At 48.3% G+C, this 26234-nt stretch carries 14 protein-coding genes, 1 tRNA gene and 2 pseudogenes; 7 read left to right on the forward strand and 10 right to left on the reverse strand.

Annotated features, from left to right (window positions below; genetic code table 11):
• Positions 1-4 precede the first annotated feature (4 nt).
• The 5 genes from gspG to gspC all read right to left on the reverse strand — a co-directional run bounded on the left by gspG (position 5) and on the right by gspC (position 6700).
• Entirely contained in the window at positions 5-442 is a 438-nt protein-coding gene (gene gspG, locus J7439_RS15430) for a type II secretion system major pseudopilin GspG (RefSeq protein ID WP_163372384.1), read from the reverse strand.
• A 239-nt stretch (positions 443-681) separates the two neighbouring features.
• Positions 682-1935: a type II secretion system inner membrane protein GspF gene (gene gspF / locus J7439_RS15435; RefSeq protein WP_209202875.1), complete on the reverse strand. Its 1254-nt coding sequence runs from the start codon at positions 1933-1935 to the stop codon at positions 682-684.
• Between the two features lie 6 nt (positions 1936-1941).
• Positions 1942-3447, reverse strand: a complete 1506-nt coding sequence (gspE, locus tag J7439_RS15440; RefSeq protein WP_209202905.1) for a type II secretion system ATPase GspE — start codon at positions 3445-3447, stop codon at positions 1942-1944.
• A gap of 104 nt (positions 3448-3551) precedes the next feature.
• Positions 3552-5780, reverse strand: a complete 2229-nt coding sequence (gspD, locus tag J7439_RS15445) for a type II secretion system secretin GspD (protein WP_209202876.1) — start codon at positions 5778-5780, stop codon at positions 3552-3554.
• A gap of 26 nt (positions 5781-5806) precedes the next feature.
• Entirely contained in the window at positions 5807-6700 is an 894-nt protein-coding gene (gene gspC, locus J7439_RS15450; protein WP_209202877.1) for a type II secretion system protein GspC, read from the reverse strand.
• A 311-nt stretch (positions 6701-7011) separates the two neighbouring features.
• On the opposite strand from gspC, the gene J7439_RS15455 reads away from it, so the two are divergent.
• Entirely contained in the window at positions 7012-8385 is a 1374-nt protein-coding gene (locus tag J7439_RS15455) for a hypothetical protein (RefSeq protein WP_209202878.1), read from the forward strand.
• A 129-nt stretch (positions 8386-8514) separates the two neighbouring features.
• Here J7439_RS15455 and J7439_RS15460 read toward each other — a convergent pair whose 3' ends face one another.
• Positions 8515-12363 (reverse strand): ankyrin repeat domain-containing protein, encoded by a 3849-nt coding sequence (locus J7439_RS15460; protein WP_209202879.1) that lies wholly within the window; start codon positions 12361-12363, stop codon positions 8515-8517.
• A gap of 950 nt (positions 12364-13313) precedes the next feature.
• On the opposite strand from J7439_RS15460, the pseudogene J7439_RS27205 reads away from it, so the two are divergent.
• From J7439_RS27205 to J7439_RS15470, 3 genes and pseudogenes are all read left to right on the forward strand, one after another.
• A pseudogene (locus J7439_RS27205) lies at positions 13314-13487 on the forward strand (RING finger domain-containing protein); the annotation flags it as partial.
• A 120-nt stretch (positions 13488-13607) separates the two neighbouring features.
• Entirely contained in the window at positions 13608-14084 is a 477-nt protein-coding gene (locus J7439_RS26560) for a hypothetical protein (RefSeq protein WP_286198376.1), read from the forward strand.
• 64 nt (positions 14085-14148) lie between these two features.
• Positions 14149-14607, forward strand: a complete 459-nt coding sequence (locus J7439_RS15470; protein WP_209202881.1) for a hypothetical protein — start codon at positions 14149-14151, stop codon at positions 14605-14607.
• Between the two features lie 277 nt (positions 14608-14884).
• On the opposite strand, the pseudogene J7439_RS26565 reads toward J7439_RS15470, so the two are convergent.
• The 4 genes and pseudogenes from J7439_RS26565 to J7439_RS15490 form a co-directional block, all read right to left on the reverse strand.
• A pseudogene (locus J7439_RS26565) lies at positions 14885-15309 on the reverse strand (ISNCY family transposase); the annotation flags it as partial.
• Between the two features lie 832 nt (positions 15310-16141).
• Entirely contained in the window at positions 16142-16726 is a 585-nt protein-coding gene (locus J7439_RS15480; protein ID WP_209202882.1) for a hypothetical protein, read from the reverse strand.
• 463 nt (positions 16727-17189) lie between these two features.
• A complete protein-coding gene (locus J7439_RS15485) occupies positions 17190-18170 on the reverse strand; it encodes a transposase (protein WP_209202883.1) in 981 nt (326 codons plus the stop codon).
• Between the two features lie 729 nt (positions 18171-18899).
• Positions 18900-18976 (reverse strand) — tRNA-Ile (locus tag J7439_RS15490).
• Between the two features lie 135 nt (positions 18977-19111).
• On the opposite strand from J7439_RS15490, the gene J7439_RS15495 reads away from it, so the two are divergent.
• The 3 genes from J7439_RS15495 to J7439_RS15505 all read left to right on the forward strand — a co-directional run bounded on the left by J7439_RS15495 (position 19112) and on the right by J7439_RS15505 (position 25871).
• On the forward strand, positions 19112-19783 hold the full coding sequence (locus J7439_RS15495; RefSeq protein WP_209202884.1) for a transglutaminase-like cysteine peptidase: 672 nt from the start codon (positions 19112-19114) through the stop codon (positions 19781-19783).
• A 48-nt stretch (positions 19784-19831) separates the two neighbouring features.
• Complete coding sequence (locus J7439_RS15500) at positions 19832-21778, forward strand: bifunctional diguanylate cyclase/phosphodiesterase (protein ID WP_209202885.1); 1947 nt, start codon at positions 19832-19834, stop codon at positions 21776-21778.
• Positions 21779-21848: 70 nt separating this feature from the next.
• Positions 21849-25871, forward strand: a complete 4023-nt coding sequence (locus tag J7439_RS15505) for a hypothetical protein (protein ID WP_209202886.1) — start codon at positions 21849-21851, stop codon at positions 25869-25871.
• Positions 25872-26234 lie beyond the last annotated feature (363 nt).

Genomic DNA, 26234 nt, shown 5'->3' on the forward strand with positions numbered 1-26234 from the left:
GTGGTTAGCTATCCAGGTTCCAGTTACCGGTATCATCATCGGTGCCTGGCTGACCATCAGGGCCAGCGGAGAAAATATCCACAGGACCATGTTCCCCCGGGCTCAGCATCAGATAATCGTTACCCCACGGGTCTTTTGGCAGACGACGAATGTAGCCATTGTCACGGTACGATCTTGGCTCCGGACTGCCAGACGGTTTGCTGACCAGCGCTGCCAGTCCCTGCTGGGTGGAGGGGTAGTTGTTATTTTCCAGCTTGTACATATCCAGTGCATTTTCCAGGGCAACGATATCACTCACCGCTTTTTGCAGATCTGCCTTATCTTTATTGCCGATAATGTTGGGGGCAACCATACTGGCCAGTACGCCAAGAATGACAATCACCACCATGATTTCCAGCAGGGTAAAACCTGACTGCTTCTGTCTTTTATTAAGAGGATTCATTGGGTTTTCCTAATGGTCTGATACTGGTTTTTTACCACAAATACTCATGACGATTGTTCGTCACCCTCTGGTATGAAAGATTTGCCACGGAGGCACGGAGACACAGAGGTAAAACTTTATCTTGTCTCCGTGCCTCTGTGTCTCCGTGGCAATTTTTCTTTCACGGCAAAGTTTACTCTGAAGTCTGGCAACAGAATGTAAGTACGATATGCATTCCCACGGGACCATGGACACAGACATCAACCGCCCACCAGTGAGTTCAGGTCCAGCATTGGCGTCAAAATGGCCATAACAATAAAAAGTACGACACCGGCCATGGTAACAATCAGCAATGGGCCAAAAATGCCCAGTGCGATATTTACCTGGGATTCAAATTGCTGATCCTGATTATCTGCCGCCCTGGCCAGCATGCCGGTCAGTTCACCGGACTTTTCACCGCTGGCAATGATGTAAAGCATCATGGGGGAGAACAGTTCGGTCTGCTCCAGCGACTGCCAGAGGGAAGAACCCTCCCTGACCCGTTCAGCGGCGTTAAGCAATGACGCCTGCATGTGTTGATTCACCAGCACCTTTGCCGCAATTCCCATACCTTCCAGTAATGGCACGGTACTGCTGGTCAGTATGCTCAGGGTTCTGGCAAAACGGGCACCATCGACCCCGCTGAGAACACTGCCAATCAGCGGCAATTTTAGTAGCCAGCGGTCGTGTACCAGTCGGCAGGTTCGGCTTCGCTGCAGGATCTGTTGGCGTATTACCAGGGTGACAAGCAGCGCCATGGCGATGCCCGGTCCATAGGCACGAACAAAGTCACTGATGCTGATCAGAGTGAGCGTCATGGTTGGCAGCTGCTGCCCCATATGGGCAAACTGTTCAACCACCGTGGGGACCACGGTCACCAGCAGCGCTGCCACAACACAAATGGCAACCAGTGTCAGGATGGCCGGGTAGATCATGGCCTGAATCAGTTGCCCTTTGATTTTCTGGCGATGCTCGGTAAAGTCGGCCAGCCTTTCCAGCACGCCATCCAGGTGGCCTGATTTTTCCCCTGCCGCCACCATGGAACGGTAAAGCCGGTCAAAGGTTTTCGGGTAGCAGGCCAGGCTGTCTGCCAGCGATTGCCCTTCAAGAATTTTTGAACGAACCGTGGTGACGATGGATTTCAGGTGTGGTTTGCGCAGCTGTCTTACCAGTGCCTGTAGACACTCTTCCAGGGGAATGCCTGCAGCAACCAGCGTCGCCAGTTGCCGTGTCAGTAGTGCGACTTCCGCATCAGTTGCCTTTCTTTGATAAAGAGAGCGAAACAGGCTGCCCGATGATGAACGTTTATTTTGGGTCGTATCCGACGTTTCCTGGCCAGTGGCTGCACTGACGGCGATGGCATTGAGTCCGGAAATCCGCAGCTTTTGCCGCACCTGACGAGGCGAGTCGGCTTCTATGACGCCTTTACTTTTTTTCCCTTTGGCATCCAGGGCTTCGTAAGCAAATACGCTCATAGGCTGTTATTCCCTGGTGACACGCATCACCTCTTCCAGAGAGGTGATGCCGCTGAGAATTTTTCTGAAACCATCCGTTTGAATACTATTCGACGAATGACGTATTTCCTGTTCAATGACTTGTTCACCGGCACCATCATGAATCAGCTGGCGCACCCGGTCATTGACCAGAAACAGTTCATGGATGCCGGTTCGGCCACGGTAACCCGTGTTATGACACACCTCACAACCGGTGGATTGCCACAGCAAATGGTTTGCCGAAAGCCCCATCAGGCTGATTTCAAGGTCGGTAGCAGGGCGTTGTTGTCGGCAGTCCGGGCAGAGTGTTCTGACCAGGCGCTGGGCCAGTACTCCCAGCAGGCTTGAGGCCAGCAGGAAGGGCTCTACCCCCATATCCCTGAGGCGGGTGACGGCACCGACGGCGGTATTGGTGTGCAGTGTGCTGAGTACCAGGTGTCCGGTTAACGACGCCTGTACGGCAATTTCGGCGGTTTCCAGGTCACGGATCTCACCGATCATGACCACATCCGGGTCCTGTCGTAGAATTGCCCGCAGCCCACGGGCAAAGGTCATATCTACCTTTGGATTAACCTGGGTCTGGCCAATCCCCTCCAGTTCGTACTCCACCGGGTCTTCAACCGTGAGAATGTTGCGCTCACTGTTGTTAATAACACTCAGCCCCGCATAGAGCGTGGTACTCTTGCCGGAACCGGTAGGGCCGGTAACCAGAAGGATGCCATGGGGTTTATGCAACTGCTCCCGAAACTGTTGGCAAAGTATGCCTTCCATACCAAGACTGGCCAGATCCAGCCGGACACTGTTGCGATCCAGCAGACGCATAACGATACGTTCACCGTGGCGAGAAGGCAGGGTTGAGACACGAACATCGACGGCACGGCCACCAAGACGAAGGGATATACGACCATCCTGGGGGATACGCTTCTCCGCGATGTCCAGTCTGGCCATGACTTTTACCCGAGACACCAGCACGGCTGCCAGCTTGCGCTGGGGACGGAGGATCTCCCGTAAAACACCATCAACACGAAAACGAACGGTCAGGTTTCGCTCAAAGGTTTCAATATGGATATCAGAGGCACCTTCCTTGATGGCCTCGCTGAGCATGGCATTGATCAGGCGGATAATCGGTGCACCGTCGTCGGCTTCCAGCAGGTCTTCATCTTCTGGCAGTTCTTCTGCCAGGGCCTGAAGACCTTCATCATTACCGATATCGTTCATGAGTTGTCGTGCAACTGAGGAGTCCTGTTGATAATGGTTGGCCAGTTTCTGCTCAAACTCATCGTCGTCCAGGGCTATCAGGGTCAGTGATACGCCAGCGAAACGTCTGACCTCCTGCAGTGCAGCAGTAGACGGCAGCCCTTTGTACCAGACCTGAGCCTTGCCCTGGTCATTGTATGCGAGCAGCAAGTTAAAGCGACGGGCGAAAGAGAACGGTAAGTTGCGTTTTCTTTCCGGGCTGACAGACTCTGGCCCGGCGATCACCGAATCCCTCATCCGTTTCTCAATGGTCAGGGCCAGCGCTTCACTCAGGGCTTGCTCTTCCCGTTGGGATGTTCCATGGCTTAAAGCTGTATCAGGGCTCAAGGCTGCTTCGGTCATTACCTTTCCCCGCCGGTACGACGAACTGGTTTTATGGATGCCTGGGTTGAAGCTTTTTCCAGTTCCACAGCCTTTTCGGCTTCTGCAGACTCTTCATCCATCTGTCGTCTTAGTTCATCAAGGAAATCCCGGGCCGTTGGCTGTTCCGGGAGCACCGGGGTGTCGAAACCAGGCATCAGCGAAATACCCCGGGCCTGCCTGTCCAGCTGGTAAGCACGGATAAGGTCGTACTTCTGGCCGCTGATGGCGTTCATGGTCAGATCATCCCGAATGATGGTCGGACGAAGGAAGACCATCAGGTTCTTCTTCACCTTTTTACTGGAGGTCGAACGGAACAGATGACCAAGGACGGGTATATCACCCAGCAGCGGTACTTTGGAAACACTTTCCTGGACGTTTTCATCCAGCAGTCCGCCTATAACAACGGTATCTCCGGTTTTCACCATCACCGATGTTTTTACCTTGCGGGTAGCAAAGGTTACATCAACGGGAGTTCGGCCATTAACGCTGGAGACTTCCTGCTCAATGGTCAGTTTAACGGCATCTCCGGCATTGATCTGTGGCGTGACCGTCAGTTTGACACCCACTTCTTTACGTTCAATGGTCTGATAAGGGTTATCGTTACCGGAGCTGGGCGTGGAGCCAGTGAGTGTGGGCACTTCATCACCGACAATAAAGGAGGCTTCTTCATTATCCAGGGTCAGCAGGCTTGGCGTCGCCAGCACATTGGACTGGCTGGATGTGGTGACGGCCTGAAGCAGTGCAGTCCAGTCACCGGAGGTGATACTGAAGGCTGCGCCGGAGACTTTTGCCAGTGCTGCGGCAAGGGCGGTGTAATCTCCATCTTTATCCGGGTTTGTGGTAGTGATTAATTGGCCTGTATTGGGATCAGTCGTGACCACGGTTGATCCTTTCTCACCTTCAGCCTCTTTCATCCCCATCAGAATTTCCCCGATAGGAACGCTTGAACCATCCTGGAACTGCATCAGGCTGGTGCCATCTGCATTGGCCAGCTGGAATGACAGGTTAATGCCATCCCCATCCGCCACTTCAACAATAATGGCTTCCACCATCACCTGGGCGCGGCGGATATCCAGCTGTTCAATCACAGATTCCATGGCCTGCATCACATCAGGGCGTGCGGTGACCACCAGTGCGTTGGTCTGCTCATGGACTTCAATGCTGTAATCACCGGATGCGCTTTTACTGCGATTACCAGAGGCAATCAGCATTTTACCAACGCCGTCCAGTACCTTTTTCAGGTCTTCTGCTTTGGCATAGTGGAGATAGAAGACACGGATATTGCCAGTAGACTTACGCTCGGCATCCATCTGCAGCAACAGGCTTTTCATGCGTTGCAGGGTCTGGGTATCGGCAGAGAGAATGATCTGGTTGCTGGCCTCGTTGCTGACAATGACGGGGGGCATACCGTTGGCTTTCTGGCCCTGTCCGGCGTAGATCGACATAAGAATCCGCTCCATCTCACTGGCGGAGGCATGGAACAGCTGGACAATCTGAATATTGCGCATCCCTGCCTGATCAACACGACGAACCACCTCGGCAACACGCTCAAGGTTATTGGCCCGGCCACTGAGAATCAGAATATTCGACGGGTCGTAATGTACGACACTGCCTGAATTATCAACCAGTTGTCGGAGAATAGGTGACAACTCACGGACAGGTACGTGGTTTACCGGCAGTACCCAGGTGACCATCTCATCACCACCATGGGCGACCTGTTCGCCCAGCTTTTTACCGGCCACCACCGGGATGGACGAGGTGCGGGCATTTTTGTCCGGTATGATTTTGACCAGACCATTTTCATCTTCAACCGCCGCGAACCCATGAACGGACAGTACTGACAGAAACATCTGATAGTACTGCTGCCGGTTCAGTTGCTCATAAGCCCGGATAGTCACCTCACCCCGAACGGCGGGATCAATAATGATGGTGCGGTTGAGGTTGGCACTGACCGTGCGGATAAACTCTTTGATATCCGCCTTATCGAAACTGGCGGAATACAGGGAATGGGCGGATGCATAACTGCCCGTTCCCATAGAGTTATAGTTCGGTGCAGAAGAACTGCTGGCCAGTGCAGCGGGTGATAAAGGCAACGCCAGCGCAAACGGTATGGCTGTTAATAGCGCCTGCGGCCAGCGCAGGGATAAAAAACGTGTCCTGGATATCAGTGCACGGATTTCCCCTGCGCACACCGACGATGAAAACATAGCGGTACCTTTGGTTATCTTAATAATCAGGAAGACAGGTCAATCTCAAAACGCTGGCCATCCCTCTCAATGGTTAATGAGAGCTGAGTCATTGAAGACAGTTGTCCAATGACTTTCATGGCTTCACTGGTGTCTGTCAGGTCATAACCGTTGATAGCCACAGCCATATCGTTGGCTTTAAGGCCAAGCTGAGAAAAATAGTCCGGATATTTGGCCGGATTGACCCGGTATCCCTGTAATTTCCCGTCTCTGCGCACGGGTGAAATGGTCACGATCTCTGCCCAGGACTCCGGTTTGTCCTGAAGCTTTCGGCGAATATCGGCAACAGCACGGCTTTTGGGGCGGTTTGCTGAGGTTGTTTGAATAGCAGGGCTTTTTCTGTTTTCATCCGGGTACATCAGCAGTGATTCATACCGCTCGCCATTACGAATGATGACCCGGTCAGCGTAAATCGTGTCCACTTTTGCCTGTGTCCCTTTCAGCGTGTCGCCGGGCCGATAGGTGGTATCAGAAGACCCGGAACGAATAATGACCAGGGATTCATCCGGGTTACTGCTGGCAACCAGGCCAGTGATGCGCACCGCCAGGCGTGAAACGGGGACATCCTCCGGAACAGGAGTTTGCTGTGGGGCGGGTGGTTTACCAAACAGCTGCAGGTTCTCCAGCGAAGAAAGCGGATTGTTGCTGGCCGTAGTTTGGGCTGCCGGGATCTGTGCCTTGATACTTTGGACTGCTGAGTGCCCGGTCGGGTTATCTGGCAGAAGCTGCCATGTGATCATGGCCAGCTGTCTGGCAAGCAGGATAATCAGAATAGCCTGGCAGAGTGTTCTGAGGTGATTGAGCCTGAAAAATCCGGAGGACGTCAGTTGGCGGGCAATAACGCTTCCATGGCTAATTATTGTGTTATTCAGTGACGTCACAGCTTGCTCTCGTTTACATCAACTCAGTCAGAGTCGTTTACCAGGTTGTGCTGGTCTTTGGCTTGTTTAATGGTTTGACAATATAACAAAAAAGATTGTCAGCGTCTTTTAGGTATAAAACCTAAGTTTTCTGTTTATTTCTCAGCCGTTGATTTTTTTAGTTCCTGCAACTGGATTTGGATATTTTATAACCTGAACGATTAGCTTTGTCAGCAGTGAAAAAAATTGAACTTATGCACGAACATCCAGTCAAAAAAGTTGTAACTCTGTATGCCAATCAAATAACGTGAATGACAGGAGCGCCGACAACGATGAATCCTTTAGCACCTGATACTCTTGTGTTGGCTCAGCCAACACCCTGGAAACATGCACAAACGCCAGGACAGGCGACAAACAATGGGAAACTGGAGTTTTACTATGATGCATCCTGGCTTGGCTTTGAAGAAGAAATGTGCCTGGAGGAGTTGCAGGCAAAAGTTGTTACTACTCAATTACATGCCGCAATTATCAACTATGAATTATTTCAGAATGTTCTTTTGAACAAATACGACCTGTCAGATTGTGCTGTTGATGACAGGTCAAAAAAATTCATCATTAACCTGATGATCGCCGATTTGATCAATGTCCGTATGGCAAATGGGCGAACAGGCATAAAAGCGTCCTACGACCGCATTCAAAGTGTGGGAGATTGTATCAAAAGCCTGGAAAAGCTGGTTACAGAGGGTTGGGACGACGAGTCAGCAAAAAACCTGGCCAGTAATCTCGCATTTGAGCGTCGGGATCTGGCGATTACCATGCCAGAAGGATATGATCACTACCGGGGGATAACGATCAAGGTGGGCACAAAACAACTCTCGTCGTTCAGATGCAGGGCGCGCGACACCTACATTCGGGAAAACTCAGCATTATTTGCCCACGATGGAGCAGCAGAGAAAATAATCAATGCCCTGACGAAGTTTGGCCAGCAAATAGCTAATGCATACGCTCCGGGATTGTTTCCCCTGCAACCACAAAAATTCAACCTGGCTAATCAGAAGACCATTATTGAGATTGAGGCTAACAGAATGCTGCCCGGTGATGAGTACGCACTGTGTGCAGAGCGAGACAGACTGCAACAAAGTATGTCCTGGGCCCTGAAGCAGATGACCTCCCCAAACTCCGGGCTGGTTAACATGATATTGACGTCCCCATGGGCTGCCGGTTTTCTGGCTGAGCCTCAAAAAGAGATTCTCAGAAAAAGCTTGACCAGAGAGGATAAAAACCTGCCAATCCCCTGTTATCAGGCCTGTCTTTTGTACTACTTGATCAAAAGAGACTCCCATTTCCGGCGGGGGATGATGCAAGCAGGGATTGACCCCAAGGCATTAGATTCAACAGCAAAGGGATGCATGAATATCCATCATCTGGCAAAAGCCCGGCAGGGTATTGATGGTGCCACAGGACAGTTGCCCACAGAAATAGAGATCAGCAGTGATGCGTTATATGAGGCTCACATGCAAAGCCTGAGTGATGTGAACTGGCTGGCCGCTTTTGTATACTCCTCGGAAGCTGAAGATATACGACACTTTCTCCAGAATAAGTTTATTTTTTTACCCTGGAGCGATTTCCTCTGCATACTCAACCTGCCGGATTACCTTGAAGCGCTTGGTATCAAACCGGAATATGTTAATCCGCACAAGCGCTGAAGTATAAAAGTACTCAATGGATATATCGGGGGGATATGCAGTAGTGCAGTCTATTCTCGTTCAGCCTCCTGGGAGGCCTATTGTTCATAGCGTAAAAAAAGTTTCCGGAAAATCCTGGATATATAAATTCTAGGCTACCAGTTGCTTATAATTTGCCCATTGCTTTTTATTTAAAGTCAGTTTGGCAGCTTTCAGATTAATGTTGACCTTAGGGTGTGCAAGCAAAAGCTTGAAACAAAGCGTATGCTTTCCAATTGCCGCCAGCATCAAAGCCGTATAGCCTGCATGCTGTTTTGCATTGATCGGCGGATCATTCTGGGCAAGCAACTCCTGAACGCAGTCATCATGACCGTTTCTTGCTGACGCCATTAATGGCGTCCAGCCACGTTTGTTAGTCAGGTTTGCATTGCCTTGTCGTTTCAGAAGCGCCTTCAGACACGCCGTTTTCCCATTATTTGCTGCGTACATTAATGCGGTAAAACCTGCATTGTTCTGCGCATTCAGTTCGATATCTTTCCTTTGCAGAAGCTTTTCCAGGCACTTCGTTTTCCCATTTTTTGCAGCCAGCATGAGTGCGGTATTGCCAGCAGTATCCCGTTTATTCACATTGATTTCATTGTGTGCGAGAAGTTCTTTCAGGACCTCCGTTTGCCCATTTTTTGCAGCCAGCATGAGTGCGGTATTGCCATTAGTGTCCCGTTTGTTCACATTAATTTCATTGTGAGCCAGAAGTTCTTTCACGATCTCCGTTTGCCCATTTTCTGCAGCCAGCATGAGTGGCGTAGTTCCGTTATTGTTACTCTCGTTCACGTTAATAACTTTCTCCGCCAGAATTGCTTTCAGGCAATCAACATGGCCACTTTTTGCGGCCAACATTGCCAGCGTTAACCCTTGTTTATCGCGAACATGGATCAATGCTTTGGCAGAATTTAGCAGTTCAGTCAGTAATGCCGCATTACCACTGTCTGCTGCAACCCAGATTTGTTGTAATAGTTTCAATGAGTACTGCTCTGATGCACTGCCGGACGTCGCATAGAGCCACGCAGTTTTACCGGATATATCGGTTTTATTAATGTCAATATTGGGTTGTTGGAGTAATAACGTGGCACAACATTCATTCCCTCCAATTGCCGCCAGCATTAAAGCCGTACGGCCCATCTTGTCTTGTGCATTGATCACTTCATGGTCATGCTCAAGTAACGCCTGAACACAGTTTTCATGACCGTGTTTTGCTGCCAGCATTAATGGTGTACAGCCACGGTAGTCAGGCCGGTTTGCTTTAATTCCTTGCCGTTTCAGAAGCGCTTGCAGACACTCCGTTTTCCCATATCTTGCTGCGTACATTAATGCGGTCCAACCGTGACCGTCCTGCTTATTCAGTCCGATTTCTTCCTGTTCCAGAAGCTCTTTCAGGCACTCTGTTTGCCCATTTTTTGCAGCCTGCATCAGTGCAGTAACGCCATATTTGCCACACTTATTCGCATTAATTTCTTTGTGTGCCAGAAGTTCTTTCAGGCACTCCGTTTGCCCATTTGCTGCAGCCAGCATGAGTACAGTATTGCCATCAGTGTCCAGCCTTTTCAGATTGATTGCTTTTTGTTTCAGAAGCACCTTCAGACATTCCGTTTGCCCATTCATTGCAGCCAGCATGAGTGCAGTTTTACCGTTATTATTTGTTTTATGGATGTCAATATCATTTTGTTGGAGTAATAACGATAGACAACCTGCATCCCCTCCAATGGCCGCCAGCATCAACGCCGTATTGCCGTATTTACTTCTTGCACTGATCAACGGCACGTCATGCTCAAGCAACACCTTAACGCAGTCCTCATGACCGTTTCTTGCTGCCCCCATTAATGGTGTCCAGCCACACTTGTTACGTAGATTTACTTTAATTTCTTTTTGTTTCAGAAGCGCGTTCAGAGACTCCGTTTGTCCGCTTATTGCAGCCAGCATGAGTGCGGTATTGTCATTTTTGTTCTGGTTATTTATACGAATTTTTTTGTGTTTCAGAAGTTCTTTCAGATCCTCGGTTCGCCCAATTTTTGCAGCCAGCATGAGTGCAGTATTGCCATTATTGTCCCGCTTATTTACATCAATTTCTTTGTGTGCCAGAAGTTCTTTCAGGAACTCCGTTTGCCCATATTTTACTGCTGCAATTAACAGCGTTTCACCTTGTTCATTCTTTGAGTTGATGTCAATAAGAGAGTATTTGTAGAGTGTTTTAAATTTTTCTAAGTCAGAACGTAACGCTGAAAACAAAGCTCTTTGATATTCAACTTTGCTCACTTTAGTTAAATCTTTGCGCAGGCCATATTTAAATAAACAGTCAATTACACCAGTCTGTTTCAGTTTAAATGCCTGACATATTAAGTCGTTGAAGAACTGACTGGCATACTCTTTAAGATGTCTCACCGATAGACTGTTTAAGCGTTTGGTTAACTCCCGGACAACGGTTTCACCATCGTTACCATCGTTCATAGCATGAAAAAGTTTTTCTAACATGGTTTCCTTTAATCGAGGGTCGGATTCAACCATTTTAAACCATTCTTTGGATATGGTTTTATTAAAGAAAAAGTCGAAAAAGTCACCTGGTTTGGAGTTGTTCAAGGCATGATAAAGAAGATTGAAACGTATTTCTTTTGGTAAGCTATAAAAATCGACTGTTATTAAATGACCCAGAGTCAGTGCTTGATGGTTAACCCAGTCCAGTTTGCAGTTTGCACCTTGCATAAGAGGAATCTCTGATTCAAAGACCCAAAAATAAAGATTATCCTTCGAGCCAATGTGGAAAAATGGTGCTTTATCTTCATGTTTATCTGTCTTCGAAAGATCTCGCAAAGAGGATGTGTTATTTTCCTTGCCAATAATGGTGAATACGTTCGCGGTAGGGGCATTATTCAAAAAATTATCGATTAACCATACCTGGAGCCGCTCCCGACTCTCTGAAAATTCATAGCCTCCATGATCGCACTGTTTGATGATTGTCTGTAGATCAAGCTGGCTTGCATTATCGGTTTTGAACCGAAGATTTATTGGAGTTATAAACTCATCTTTAATTCCATCAATGATTTCACTCTTTAATTCTTCGATGGAAACCGGATGGGTTAGCCAGCCTTCTTTATTTCGCTTTTTTAAAGCGAATACTAAATCTTGATAAAACAATTCGGTCAGTTTATTGAGTATTTCGAATTCTGGCATCAGGGATGGCAGGATGCGTTCAAGTCGGCCAATAATTTTTGTATTGTTACCCAGTGTTGCTCCCGGATCAATAAGGGGCTCCAAACCAAACCGATCACAGGCGATATTGTAAAGCGCATTGTACCAGTGCACTTCATCTCCAAAACCATATGTAGCCCTGCCACTGGCACGCTCTTTTGCCAGAAATGATTTAACGCCATATTCCAGTAACCCGTGTCTGATTTTTAACAGCTCCCTTTGTGGGTTACGGGAGTTCTCGAGACTGATAAATGCACCTTGAATACGGCTGTTACTGCCATTAAGGCAATTTTCTATCCCTGAAAGAAAGTCAACAAAATAAGCACAAAAACCGTCTCTATTGAAAGCAAATTTATCAGTCTGATCAGGGTTTTGCGCTTCCAGCTCAAGAAACCTCTCGGTTCGATTAACGATGTTATGGAGATAATAACGAGTATTCTGGAATGCTATCAGGCTGGAAATTTGTTTATCATAGACTTTCAGATCATTTATTACCTTTTTTCGAAAAAGATCAATGTCTTTATCACATTCAGCACTAACGATTAAACGTTGTGACAATAATTTCAGCCTGTCAATATCAACCATAAATTGATCTTTCATGCGGATGTACTCGACAGGCACACACGATTTAACAGCTTCAAGCGTTTTAAAATTCCCCTTAGGAAAAGGAACATAATCCTTGTTATAATCCTCTGGTTTTTCAGCAAGCTCTGAGGAAGATGGCTTCTGGAATAAAATAGGGTGATTTATTGGTATCATTTATTAATTTCTCTTGATTATTTAATGTGGTTATTCAGTACCAGAAAGAGTATTTTTGTTATAACGCTTTACAATAAGAAATCCTGTAAATGAAGTTCTATATTTGTCATAAAGCTGAGCCAAGTGTTCCTGCTGCTGTGTTATAAAGGCAGATATGTCTTCGATAGAAAGGCTATCTGACAATTTATTTATGCGTCTGGAAGTTTGACATTAGAGAAGGGTATTTACCTTAAAATATTCGTTTTTAAGTGAATATTTTCCCAGATTTGTTGGCAGCTAACTGTAATAAATAGTTTTGACTACTTTTGAGTCAAATAGTTCCCTATTATTCTTTAAATTAGTTTCAGTGAATCCTGTAAAAGTTGTATATAACCCCCGCTACGGCAAAAACATGATCAAAAATTGATCAGATCAGGAACCTTCATCATAAGTATTCAGAAAATACGATTTCATTTGGTTAACTACTTATAGTCTTCGTCCCATCCACAGTTTTTCCGCTTGTTCTTGATGCCTGCCTTCGGGACTATCCGGGAAATCCTTAACCACCCATCCGGTGTGAACTGCTGGCCATTCAATGGCAGGTCCCTCAGACAACACAGATCCTCCCTTATCCATTTTGCCGTGCGTGAGATTCGGGGCAGTTTATGAAATACCCGGGCCAGGAGGGTGACTGAGAATAGCGCCCGTCCAGGCGACCCCGTAGCGAGGATGGCAGCAAACTGGTCTAAGCAGAGGTAGTACAGAATTTACCATTAACAACCGTTGATGCGGCTTCATCCAACGGCTTCAGGCTGGATAATGGTAAGTGAAGCAGCATTGCAGAAAGCCGGTTACTGCTATGAACTCCTTAATGTCTGCTGTAAGAAGTATCCACAGGGAACCAAAGCCAAATAAAAATGTCTTACTGGCTTGGAGCTGAACAAAAAATAATTAGGCAGGTCGGTTTTGATATGGTCGGTTTTGATAAAGGAAGCGCTAACGGCGCTAATGGTTTTCAATGTGTAATATGTCGTGGCTCAATATGTTATGACTCAGCAGAAGATAAAACCATTAATTTGAAATGCAGACATGCTTTTGGTAGATCATGCATGCGGAAATGGGTGGAAAGTTCTAAACAAAAAAAATGCCTTCTCTGTACACATCAATTAACTGTTAATGAGCTAAAAAAGATCAAAGATATTCCATTGCAAGAGCGTTTGGTAATTACTTTGGAAAAAACTTATACACTTTTTGGCCGAACTATTTTGAACTGTGCTACCGGGACTGCCACCACGCAAGCTGTCTTGGCTGCCGGCGTTGTTGCCGCGGTTGTTGCCGCGGTTGTTGCTGTCGGGGCTGCTGTAGGCGTTGCTGCCGCGGCTACCGGTTTTTTCGGAAACGTCGGGCCTGCTACCGGGGCTGCTTGCGGGGTTACCGGGGCTGCTGTAGGCGCTGCTGTCATGTTTTCCTCTATTGTTGCCGCGGTTGCTGCCGGGGCTGCCGGGGCTGCCAGCGAGGTTGACAGGAGTGCTGCCAGAACTATCGGGGCTGCTGTCGGGACTGCTGTCGGGGCTGCTGTCGGGGCTGCTGTCGGGGCTGCTGTCGGGTCTATTGCAGAGGATTCTGCCGGGGATTTCGGGTTGACTGTCACGGCTATCGGGTTTGCTGCCGGTGCGCTTGCCGGAGCCATCGTAGCGGATGCCGCATATGACGAACAGGAAATGAATCCAGTAGTTCTGTGAAAAAAACTGCTGCTTACGGTTAAAAAAGGCCGTTACCGGCTTCACCCCACACAGACCAGCCTGATTGAAGATAAAAAGCTTGACCAAAGAGGATAAAAACCTGCCAATCCCCTGTTATCAGGCATGTCTTTTGTACTACTTGATCAAAAGAGACTCCCATTTCCGGCGGGGGATGATTGAAGCAGGGATTGACCCCAAGGCATTAGAGTCAACAGCAAAGGGATGCATGGGTATCCATAATCTGGCAAAAGCCCGGCAGGGCATTGATGGTGCCACAGGACAGTTGCCCACAGAAATAGAGATCAGCAGTGATGCGTTATATGAGGCTCATATGCAAAGCCTGAGTGATGTGAACAGGCTGGCAGCTTTTCTATACTCCACGGAAGCTCGTGATATACGACACCTTCTCCAGAATAAGTTTACTTTTTTACCCCGGACCGATTTCCTCTGCATACTCAACCTGCCAGATTACCTTGAAGCACTTGGCACCAAACCGGAATATGCTAAACCACTCAAGCGCTGATGGGCGTTGGCAGTGCTCTTAAGAGTCTGGCAAGGGGTATAGCATAGCCGTGTATAAATAGTGCCTGTCAGAAAACCCATCTAATTTAACTATCAGCTTCGCCACATTACTTCCGGTGGCTAAATTTCATACAGCTGGTCAAGCATGTTGACTGTGTTTTTGATTATATGTTCATAAAATAGTCAAATTTCTCATCTGATATATATGCAAAAGCCTCATGGCCTGCATGATCGTAAAAACCAATACAGCGTTCTATCCAGGCTTGGGCTATTGCCTGTCACGTTAGCAATATCTTTCCAAGGCGCTTCAGGTTACTGGCAACAACAGCCAAAGCAACATAGCGCTTGAAGGCATCCAACCCTCTATCCGGACACTTGTCCAGTCCATTTGACTCCAGAACCCTTTGTCATAACTGACCTGACTCAGGGCAGGAAAGCGTTTCTTCGCCCCTTCCGCTAGAGGAACTGTAACCTGGTCGTCTGTTTGCTTTTGCATGACAAGGTGATGGAGGGTAAAACCGAACTGACCCTGTAGTACACAAACCCGTAACCCCAGCTCCACCGGAACTCCGGCTTTTCCTTTGCTGATCCATTCTGTGTGGGGGTCAAGGATCGAAAACACTTTTTCAACGTGGGGAATAACTTCCTGTTTGATAACCCTGCGATATATCAGTTGGATCTGGAGATTACCGTGAGCAATGTGATATTTGAGATTCTCAAGCCTGGGCTCAGCCGGTTGAAGCCTGATCAATTCAAGCAGAGTGTCTTCAGCTTTATGGATAATCCTGAGATGTACAACAAGATGTGCCATCTCAATATCATGTTGACGCTGGCTCTTCCGGATCTCACAGTCAGTTCCTGAAGGCGGTCATAATCACAGTTCGTCACCAGTCGAAGCGTGCCAAAGACCAGTATGTTCCATAGGCTCATGCCGGGACGACCATTGTTCCGGGATGCAGTAATCATTGTCTCAAGGACGTCAAAGACCTGCTGCCGGAGTTCCGGATGAGTATAGATGTGCTGGAAAGCCCGTAAAAGACGAGGGATGTCGTCTCTGGATTTTAGGTTGAAAGTGACAGCCGAGATATCAACCTCACCCAACTGCATTTGCGGATTGATGCATTGGCGCATAAATTTGAAAACTGCCTGTTTTTGAGAAATCTTTAGAGACTATGTTGGGCCGCAGGCATTGATTTTCAAGGGCTTAGGGTTTTCGGACAGGCACTATCTATCCATAGACTTAAGCTGACCTTATGCTATCTACTGCCCATAAATCCAAGGTAGAGAGTGGAGTCTTGCAAAACTGGAAGATGATTTTGGGTATGCCGGATAGAAACGTTACTCAGAAAAGGAATCGAGTCTTTTGTATGTGGCAGTAGCCAGAGCTATGGCAAATTTGGTTATATCAGGTTGTGAAGCACAGTAAATATTTGAATTTTTTTGCCAAAATCAAATAGAAATTGCCGATGGAGATCGAACTACCGGCAATCATTAACTTTATATATTCTTGTTGAGGCAACAAAAAAATTTCTTTATCATATCGTAGAAACAGTCGCTATCAAAACATCTGAGTAAGAACCATTTGCTGCTCTTTGCAGTGCCTCCCCTGTTATAGAAACCTTGATATAAGCCGTTTCTTGGCCGCTGCAATCATATGATGTAGTGTTCGCTCCTCTACTAGGTATATCTCGGTTTGGTGGCACATTTACCAGCTCAACCGTAGATTCTCCAGGTATGATTTGATTGTAATTTAAACTATATGGGATCGAGTCTCCGCCCGCACTGGACGACATTGCAAAAGCCCCGTCAATAAGATTGTTTGAAGAAAAAGTAATAGAGTATTGTCCGGTGTTTTGAGCATCGCTGCTGTTACTATACACGCAGAATCTTTCTTCCTTTTCTAAACCACCCAGGCTACCTGCAACATCGCTCTCTGTAAAATTAACTGCATCCAGCGCACTTATCTTAACTAGCTGTGGCATCTGGAGGATTACGGGTATCTCTCCAACCGATGATGAGCCTAACTTTCCATCAGACGCAAGATTATTGGCTGAACTATTAAACGTAAAGCTTATTCCCAAGACCAAAAAAAGAATCGTCAGGGGGGGATTTATTGTCATTATTCAATACTCAAAAAAACTAAATAAGAGCAAACACACCTTCGTTCTTATCTATCATGAAGGCGCTCCAACAATGCTTTTAGCTTACTGAGGGAAGCAGAAGAACGGTAGGTATTTTTACTTAAATCAATCAAATATTGATATATGTCAATGACGGCTATTTTCACAGTTTTGCTAAAGCCTGAATCCGCGAATTCCCAACTAAGAAATCAGCCTGAAAATCGCACACCCCAAGGCTTTTCATGTAAGGAATGAAAAAGGAAGGAATGAAAAAGATAATGAAAAAGGACACCCATTTTTTAAAATGATAGTATTGATCATTTTAAAGAAATTCTCATTCATACCAAGCAGGAAGAGTATAAAAAGTACTCAGCAACAGCTAGATAGAAGATAATATCGAGACAATATAAGAAAGAGCACTCAGAAAATTCTGGTCACATTAAAGTAAATGAAAATGCGTTGATCAGGTAGGATAGAGAACACCGCTCACAGACATCCCATGAACCCAGCATTTTCCGGTGCTTTCTGCATAAGCCTTCAGTGAAGCCAGCTTGCCGACTGCGCGGCGAAAACGATTCTTCCAGCGCATAGTCTCCAGCCATTCATTTGGGTCAATACCCAAACGCTCCAGGATAGTTGGTACACCGTCAGTTATACGACCACGTTTGCCTTTGCGGACAATTCGACCAGACCAGTCAACCAGTTCAAAGTAGCTACAGAGTGGGTATGGAATTGCCTGTTCAGGGTTTTGACCCTGAGCTTTTAACGGTTTCAAGTGCGCCTTTTGTTTTTTTCCGCTTGCGCTGTCGTATGACTCAATGCGCTCTTTAATAGAGGTATGCTCTGAGGTTTCCAGCGTTGCGGTAATTTTTGCCCGGATGGGGTTTAAGTCGACATAGGCCATGCAAGTCAGCAATGCAGCCTCATCTAACAGGGCCTGACTTTTGTAACGACCTTCCCAAAAGCGCCCTTTGCACTCATCCTCTTTATTGGCCAGCCGGGCTAAGTATTCGTTAAGGCAGCGCATGAACCAGCTGATATCCATTAAACGACCTCGATACTCTTGGGCATATTCTTCGACACGCAGCAGCTCTGCTTTGTCTGGCTGGTCCCCGGCAAGATAACGCTGAACCAGGTGCGGGCCAGAAAACAGCTGCGTCCAGCGTTGCAAGACTTCTTTGGTGTCCCATTTTTTTGCTTGCTGACTATTAATATGGAGCACCACATGATAATGATTCGACATCACCGCATAAGCACAGACTTCCAGAGCAAAAATACCAGAAAGCGCTTTCAACCGATTAACCACCCACTGCCTGCGATGCTCATAGTTTTTGCCTGAGAAATTGTCTTTGCCGCACAGGAAAGCCCTGCGAACGCAGCGCGCCATGCAGTGGTAGTAGGGCGTACTGGCTGGATCTATGATGTTTTTTCGGGCGGTCGTCATGTCATTTTTTTGGTTACTGGGTATATATCCTTAATGCCCTTAAGAGGCTCCAGAGGAAAAATAGACGGTGTGGCCGATTAGTCAAATTCTTGGGTGTCCTTTATTTTGTCCTTTATTTTGTTGTTACTTGGGTGTCCTTTATTTCTTAATTTCTTAAGAGGCTCCAGAGGAAAAATAGACGGTGTGGCCGATTAGTCAAATTCTTGGGTGTCCTTTATTTTGTTCTTGGGTGTCCTTTATTGTTTATTTTGACCTACCTGAATCCGTTACGCCGAAACAAACGGAAAAGGACAAACTGACACCTCCTGTCCACATTACTATCTATGTGGACAAAAGGGGGTAACTGTCCACATATAACTTTCCTGCCAAAATGACTGCCGATTTGTACAAAGGTCGTGACTGTACAAATCTGGCAGCTTGCCCACATTACTATCTATGTGGGCAGAACCTACCTTTTGCCCACATAGAGAAACTAAGAGCCTGATGCTATTTTCTCGGGTATTTTCGGGTATGCATTTTTAAGTATTTTTAATTTTCAATTTCGCTGGAATTGAGAATCGCAGAAAGAATGGAGTGAATAAGCAAAGGGATTTCTGTCTTGTTAGAAGAAAAGGTTTGTCCCTTACAGTTCTAATACATTCCGACAGAAAGCAGGCGCAATAGCAGGCGCAGATAAGAATTTATGGAGAGGTTGTGAGCAAGTACTTATCTTGAAAGTATCGGTGTATATGGTGGGCCCACCAGGACTTGAACCTGGGACCAACGGATTATGAGTCCGCTGCTCTAACCAACTGAGCTATAGGCCCTGAAGCGGTTGGATTATACGCATAGATTTACCCCGCCGCCAACCCTGTTATCGCCTTTTGACGGTTTTTCCTTACAGGCTCGGCTGATCACTGCCGACTCTATATAAGATCAGGAATCGGCTGGAAATATTCTGGATGCTATCCCACCTTCTTCCATTCAAATGGGGACATTGGTTCGTTGCCGTGGTGCTGGCTGGCGACCTGGTGGTGGGGAAAGCCCTGGTGGATAGTGCCCGCGAGCTTTATGGCATCGCAGCTGCTGAACGGCTGACCCATTGGCAGAATCTGATGACTTACAGCAGGAAGCTGCCAGAACCCCGGAAGCTGGTTGAAGTGAATGACTTCTTTAACCGCATGCGCTTTGTGCATGATATTGATCACTGGGGAGAAGAGGATTTCTGGGCAACCCCGGTGGAACTGCTGGCCAGCGGCGCGGGTGATTGTGAGGACTTCTCCATTGCCAAGTATTTTACCCTTCGTGAGCTTGGCGTGGCCGATGAGAAGCTGAGGATTACCTACGTAAAGGCGGTTGAGCTTGATCAGGCCCATATGGTGCTCAGTTACTTCGCCGGTCCGGGGGAAGAGCCGTTGATTCTGGACAACCTGGTCAGTGAGATTCGTCCCGCCAGTCATCGCACAGATCTGGTTCCCGTTTATAACTTTAACGGTGACGGACTCTGGCTTTCCCGTCAGCGTGGTGAAGGGGTTCGCATCGGCGAGTCCAGCAAGATAAAGACCTGGACTGAGCTGCGCCGGCGGCTGCAGAAGTCGAACAGTCAGGGACGACTGAATGACGGGAGCAGCTGATGGCTTATCCTGCTTTCCCCGGAACTGAAAACGGACAGGGATGCCACCATGACACTACTTCGTGAACTGGCACTATCTTTAACTTTGCTGTTGATTCTGTTGTTTGCTGGCAGCTTCGTGCTGTCAGTCAATGATGCCCGTCATTACCTTCAGAAACAGTTGAACTCTCACTCCCAGGATACGGCCACCTCCCTTGGTGTTGCCATTGCTTCCGCCGGGGCTGGCAATATTGCCGCTATGGATTCGATAATTGATGCGGTTTTTGATCGTGGTTACTACCGGCAGATTCGTTTTACCGATATGTCGGGCAACGTTCTGGTCAACAGTGAGCACCCGGGAACGCTGGAGGGTGTACCGGACTGGTTTGTGAAACTGATTGACCTGAAAACTCCGGCAGTCACCAGCGAGATTAACAGTGGCTGGGTGCCCATGGGGCAGCTTCTGGTAGCCAGTCATCCGGGTTATGCCTACCGCAGTCTCTGGTCCAAGGTGAACAAAGATGCGCTGCTATTTGGTGTCAGTTTGATCGTTGCCATGGTCGGATTGAATATGCTGCTGGGAGTGGTTCTCCGGCCTTTAACAAGGATGGAGCAGCAGGCGAACCGAATCTGTGACCGTCATTTTGAGATACAACCCGAGTTACCAAAAACCAGAGACTTGCGCAGAGTGGTTCAGGCCATGAACCGGATGGCAGAGAAGCTGGAAAAGGCGTTCTCTGAGCAGGTGGCTCTGACAGAAGAGCTGCGTCGCAAGTCGGTCAAGGATCCATTGACCGGATTACTCAATCGACGGGCCTTTAACCGTCGGATGAAGACCGTGTTAAGTGAAGACATCGGTGAGGCGGGTGCCAGTCTGATCATGATTCAGGTGCGAGGGCTGGAGGCATTGAACCGGTGTCATGGACAAAAGTTTGTTGATGACCTGCTGGTGACAGTTAGCTATTGGCTGGGCAAAACCCTGTTGGCCTGGCCTGAAGCTTTTTCTGGCCGCTGGAATGGATCCGGTTTTAGCGTGTGTGTGCCCGCCTGCAATGTCGATGAAATCCGTAAGGTTACGGAACGGTTATTCAAGGTTCTGGTGGCCATGGAGTTTTTCTCGTCACCGGAAGGTAGCAATAACCTGCATATTGCCGCAGTGACCCACCAGGGGCGCTGTTCCCCGGAGCTGCTGCTGGAGCATGCGGATCAGCAGCTGCTGGAACAGGAGGCCCGGGTTAAAAATTGCTGGGATGTTATGGATATCAGTGGTGAGTCTGGTTATCCGTACATGGGATGGAGTGACACTCAATGGGTCGAAGCGCTGGAAGAGGTGATGGCAAAAGGCCTTATCGAACTGTATGGCCAGCCCATTAAGGGAGTGGATGGTGAAGTAGCGTTTACGGAGGTACTGGCACGGATAAAGCTGAACGGTGAAGTGGTGTCTGCCGATGCTTTTATGCCTGTGGTTGAGCGCTATGATCTGTATGGTGCCTTTGATCGTGCGGTATTTTTTGCCCTGGCGGACTATATGGATGACCGGGATGACTATCGAACCTACAGCCTGAATATCTCACCTTACTCCCTGATGGATGATGATTTTTATCACTGGTTGCTGGATGCCCTCAGACTGCGTCAGGATCTGGCCAGGCGTCTGATTCTGGAAACGGCTGAGCGCTCCCTTATGCTGGTGGGAGAAAGGGTTGCAGAACGGGTGGATACACTGGTGGCAACCGGTTGTCAGTTTTCTATTGATCATTTTGGTGTGTCCAGCCAGGCGCTGACATTCCTGCAGATGATTAATGCCCATTACCTGAAAGTGGACGGCAGTTTTGCAAGACAGTTGACGTCCAGTTATGAGAATCAATTGTACATAAGAACCCTGTCCATGATGGCTGAGTCCCGGGATATGAGTGTTCTCGCCCAGGGCGTTGAACAGGAAGAGGCGTGGGAGGCATTAAAACAGCTGGGTGTTGCTGGTGGTCAGGGATATTATCTGGGACATCCCGAGTTACTCTGAATGGTTCAGCGGCAATGGAGGGAACCTGATCATCATTTTGAGGTCAAACGGCGGAATTTATAGTTAACGTGTGCAGGGGGGGATTCTGAAAGCAACCACATCAACCTGCTCCCACCCAAAGCCTGCCGGGGGGCAACAAGCCGGTTCAAGCAGAATTCCTGGCGGCTCCAGAAGTAAATTTAACGGCAAAAAGGTTTCAAACCACCAGTCCCGCACAGGCACAGCCATCACGCTGGATGATGGCAGGCGCATTGAGGATGCCTTTTGGAAGAAAAAACCATTACAAGGGCGTCAAATCAACACGGCTGATGTGCTTACCGCCTATGGAAAGGATAAAACATCTTTTAGAAGCGGCTTTTTCTTGCAGCAACTTTGCTTGCAGAACATTCGACATGGCAATAGCAAAGTGACCCCGGATCAGGTCATTCGGGAACTCAATCGAAAGCCAGGGCGAAATGACAAGTGCCAAATAGCGATAGCACGCTTCAAAGAGGAATGTTGTCTGACGGGGCTGAGGTTGAATGGCCGACTGGTCACACCGGAGGCGGTGATTAAGGATTTCCCGGAGAGTCGGGAAGGCAAGTTAGGGATGGCGCGCTTTAAGGAACACTGTTGCCTTAAGGGCCTGCCCTTGAGGGACCAGAAGATTTCACCGGATACGGTGGCTAAGGATTTTCAGGCAATCAACGCCACGATGGAGCTGGCGCGTTTCAAAGCGGAATGTTGTCTGAGGGGGTTGCGGCTGAATGGTCAGCCGGTCACACCGGATGAGGTGATCAGGGATTTCCCGGACAACCTGATGGGCAAACTGGGATTAGCGCGCTTTAAGGAACAATGTTGCCAGAAGGGCCTGGCATTGAATGGCCAGCAGATCACACCGGATGAAGTGGTTAAGGATTTCCCGGACAGTCTGAAGGGCCAACTGGGGCTGGCACGCTTTAAAGCGGATTGTTGCCTGAAAGGCAAGATGATGAATGGCCAGCCGGTGACACCGGATGAGGTGGTTAAGGCTTTCCCGGCCAGTCAGGAAGGCAAGCTGGGGCTGGCGATCTTCAAAGAGAAATGTTGCCTGACAGAGCTGCCGCTGAATGGCCATCAGGTCAGACCGGAGGCAGTGGCTCAGGGGTATCAGGCAGTCAACGCAAAGCTGAAACTTTCATACTTCAAAAAGGAATGTTGCCTGAGAGGTCTGACGCTGAATGGCCAGCAGGTTACGCCGGATGAGGTGGTCAGGGAGTATCAGGCAGCCAAAGCAACGATGTTGCTGGCGCACTTCAAAATGGAATGTTGCCTGAGAGGCCTGGTGTTGCACGGTCAGCAGGTCTTACCGGAGGTGGTGGTTAAGGATTATCGGGCAGCCAACGCACTACTGGGGCTGGCACGCTTTAAGGAAAAATGTTGTCTGAGAGGCCTGGCGTTAAATGGCCAGCAGATTACGCCGGATGAAGTGGTTAAGGATTATCAGGTCGCCAAAGCAGACGCGGAGCAGGCGCGCTGCAACACAGAGGCTCGCCAGGGGGGGGCGATGAATGATCAGCAGGTCGAATATCAGGCAACCAAAGCCCCACTGGAGCTGGTGCGTTTCAAAGCGGAATGTTGCCTGAGAGGGTGGTCGTTGAACGGCCAGCAGGTCATACCGGCTGCAGTGGTTAAGGGTTTTCAGGCCATCAAGGCACCTCTGGAGCTGGCGCGCTTCAAAGAGAATTGTTGCCTGAAAGCTCTGGCAGTGAATGGTCGGCCGGTCACAACAGAGGAGGTGGTTAAGGGTTATAAGGAAGCTAAAGCACCACTGGAGCTGGCACGCTTTAAAGCGGAATGTTGCCTGAAAGGTCTGGCATTGAATGGTCAGCAGGTCACAACGGATGAGGTGGTTAAGGAGTTTAAGACCGCTAAAGCACCACTGGAGCTGGCGCGCTTCAAAGCAGACTGTTGTCTGCTGGGCCTGCTGTTGCATGGCCAGCCGGTCACACCGGATGAGGTGGTCAGGGATTTCCCGGATAGTCGGGAAGGCAGACTGGGACTGGGGCGCTTCAAAGCAGACTGTTGCCTGAAAGGCCTGGTTTTGCGTGGCAGGAAGGTCACACCGGATGAGGTGGTTAAGAGCTTCCCGGATAGCCCGGAGGGCAGCCTGGCGATAGCACGCTTCAAGGAAATGTGTTGCCTGATGGAGCTGCCATTGAATGGCCAGCAGATCACGCCAGATGCGGTGGTTAAGAGTTTCCCCAGTAGTTCAGATGGCAGAATGGGGTTAGCACGCTTTAAGGAACAGTGTTGCTTGAGAGGCCTGATGTTGCAGGGGCAGCAGGTCGTACCGGATGAGGTGGCCAATGATTTTCCGGATAGTCGGGAGGGAAAACTGGCGATGGTGCGCTTTCAAGGGGAGTGTTGCCTGAAAGGCCTGGCGTTGAATCGTCGGCAGGTCACACCGGGTGCCGTAGTTAAGGATTTTGAAAGCGGTGGCTGGTTGCTCGAAAGCGCTATTTTTCAGACCCGGCTGGCATTGAATGCAAGAGAATTGAATGGCTCCTGTCTGGATAACCCGCAAGTATTAGCCGCGTTTAATGAAGCCCCCGGAGATCATTCTTCAAGGCAGGCTGAATACCTGATGCAAAGGTTGAAACAACGTCAGTGGTTCGATGAAACCAACGAGGCTCAGGCTATTATTCAACAGGCCTGGCAAATATTAAACAGCGCACCGGTAAAAAAAGATGAGCAACATCGGCTGCAATGTATCCTGAAATTCACGGCGATGCAGCATGAGTTGCTGATTGATCAGCAGCGGGTGTCAGCAGAAGAGGTACTGCAATCCATCACAACACTCAGGAACTCATTTAAGAATAAACGCACTCATTTCTTCTTCCTGGCATATTGCTATATAAATAGACAGTCTATTGATGGACAAACAATCCATAGGAGCCATGTTCTGGAGTGCCTTCAGGATTTTCCTGAAAGAAGCAAGTTGCGCCATGCTTTAGGCTACTGGTTTGAACGATTCAGCCCTGAAGCCAATATAATGAATGAATTCCTGTTCAAACAGGAACGGGCCGCTGCCCCAAGGCGCAATAGTCCCCACAGATACGCAGTCTCAGCCGGTCAAACTTGTCAGGCCGGTGAATATCGGAATGAAACAGAAAATACGTCTGCCACTCAGGCAGTTGCCAACAGTGCGGCTCAAGCGCCGAAGCAATGGTCCATTGAACCGGGTTTCCTGAACAGGCATCCGCAGTTAAATGCGCTAACACTACAAACACTGGAGCTTATTCAGGAAATCAATGGTTCTTATAGCCATCCCCCCATTTTGATTACCGGTTCCTACGCGCGCTTTTTACAGAACCGCTGCTCATCATTCAATGATATTGACATTATCTGTACGGCGGCAGAGCCTGCCAGAACACTGTTTGACCAGCTGCAGGCACTTAACACCAACAGGGCCGCGGAAATTCCCAAAAATATCGTTATCTGGTCCATCCCGGGATGTCAGGAGATTAAACTGCCAAAGGCCTACAACCTTCACCTGAAAGACGGTGATTTGGGTATGAAAGCAATGGGGATTCAGGTCAGTATTGACGTGAGAGTAACCGATGGCAATACCTCACGATGCGCCGTTCAGGTTCCTGGCGTTGAGCGGCTGGTATGGTGTCTGTCGTTTGCCGAAGAAACCCGATTACTGAACAACACCCTGGAATATCTCGCAAAAAATATTGATCCACTGACCAGGCAATTACAAAAAGGAGAGTTTTTTTACCTGCCACGAACCATTCTTTTTAACACTCCCCAAAACATCGGGGAACGTATTTATGGTTTGCTTATGCGATCGCTGCTTACTCTGCATAAAGCCAGGCAGTTTATCGATCTGCACTCTGAAGACAAACCCGGAACACCGGACTTCCAGACTAACCTGCTGCAAGAACAACGACAACGGCTGTATATACTGACGGCAAATCTGCAAACAAAATTGTCTGGCCATGTTTGTCGTAGTGATTTTGAGCACAGAGTGAATAACTGGCTATCAACCGCCCATCATGTTAATGAATACGAGTTCAAAAGAAGGGACTTTATTAAGGCACTGCTGGCGATGATGCAGCCAGAATAAGAATGGTGTGAACCTGATCATCATTTTGAGGTCAAACGGCGGTATTTATAGTCAAAGTTTGCAGGGCTCCATTCTGAAAGCAACCTCATCAACCTGCTCCTACCCAAAGCCTGCCGGGCGGGCTGGCCAACAAGCCCGTTCAAGCGGAATCCGTGACCGCGCAGGAAGTTCATTTACTGGTAAAAAAGTCATAAACCATCCGTCTCATAGAGATAGAGCTACCACCCTGGATAAAGGCAAATGTACTGAGGATGCCTTTTGGCAAAAAAAAACATTTCAAGGACGCCAAATCACCTCGGCTGCGGTGCTCTGCACCTATGGGAATGAAACAACATCTCTGAGAAGCGGCTTCTTCCTGCAAAA

The sequence above is a fragment of the Salinisphaera sp. G21_0 genome (assembly GCF_017744115.1).
GTDB lineage: Bacteria > Pseudomonadota > Gammaproteobacteria > Pseudomonadales > Endozoicomonadaceae > Endozoicomonas.

What these genes read in the sequence shown, in the direction of transcription:
- gspD (WP_209202876.1), bottom strand. Translation starts at nt 5,780, where the DNA reads ATGTTTTCATCGTCGGTGTGCGCAGGGGAAATCCGTGCACTGATATCC.
- J7439_RS15460 (WP_209202879.1), bottom strand. Translation starts at nt 12,363, where the DNA reads ATGATACCAATAAATCACCCTATTTTATTCCAGAAGCCATCTTCCTCA.
- J7439_RS15485 (WP_209202883.1), bottom strand. Translation starts at nt 18,170, where the DNA reads ATGACGACCGCCCGAAAAAACATCATAGATCCAGCCAGTACGCCCTAC.
- gspF (WP_209202875.1), bottom strand. Translation starts at nt 1,935, where the DNA reads ATGAGCGTATTTGCTTACGAAGCCCTGGATGCCAAAGGGAAAAAAAGT.
- J7439_RS15455 (WP_209202878.1), top strand. Translation starts at nt 7,012, where the DNA reads ATGAATCCTTTAGCACCTGATACTCTTGTGTTGGCTCAGCCAACACCC.
- J7439_RS15495 (WP_209202884.1), top strand. Translation starts at nt 19,112, where the DNA reads ATGCTATCCCACCTTCTTCCATTCAAATGGGGACATTGGTTCGTTGCC.
- J7439_RS15480 (WP_209202882.1), bottom strand. Translation starts at nt 16,726, where the DNA reads ATGACAATAAATCCCCCCCTGACGATTCTTTTTTTGGTCTTGGGAATA.
- gspE (WP_209202905.1), bottom strand. Translation starts at nt 3,447, where the DNA reads ATGAGGGATTCGGTGATCGCCGGGCCAGAGTCTGTCAGCCCGGAAAGA.
- gspG (WP_163372384.1), bottom strand. Translation starts at nt 442, where the DNA reads ATGAATCCTCTTAATAAAAGACAGAAGCAGTCAGGTTTTACCCTGCTG.
- J7439_RS15500 (WP_209202885.1), top strand. Translation starts at nt 19,832, where the DNA reads ATGACACTACTTCGTGAACTGGCACTATCTTTAACTTTGCTGTTGATT.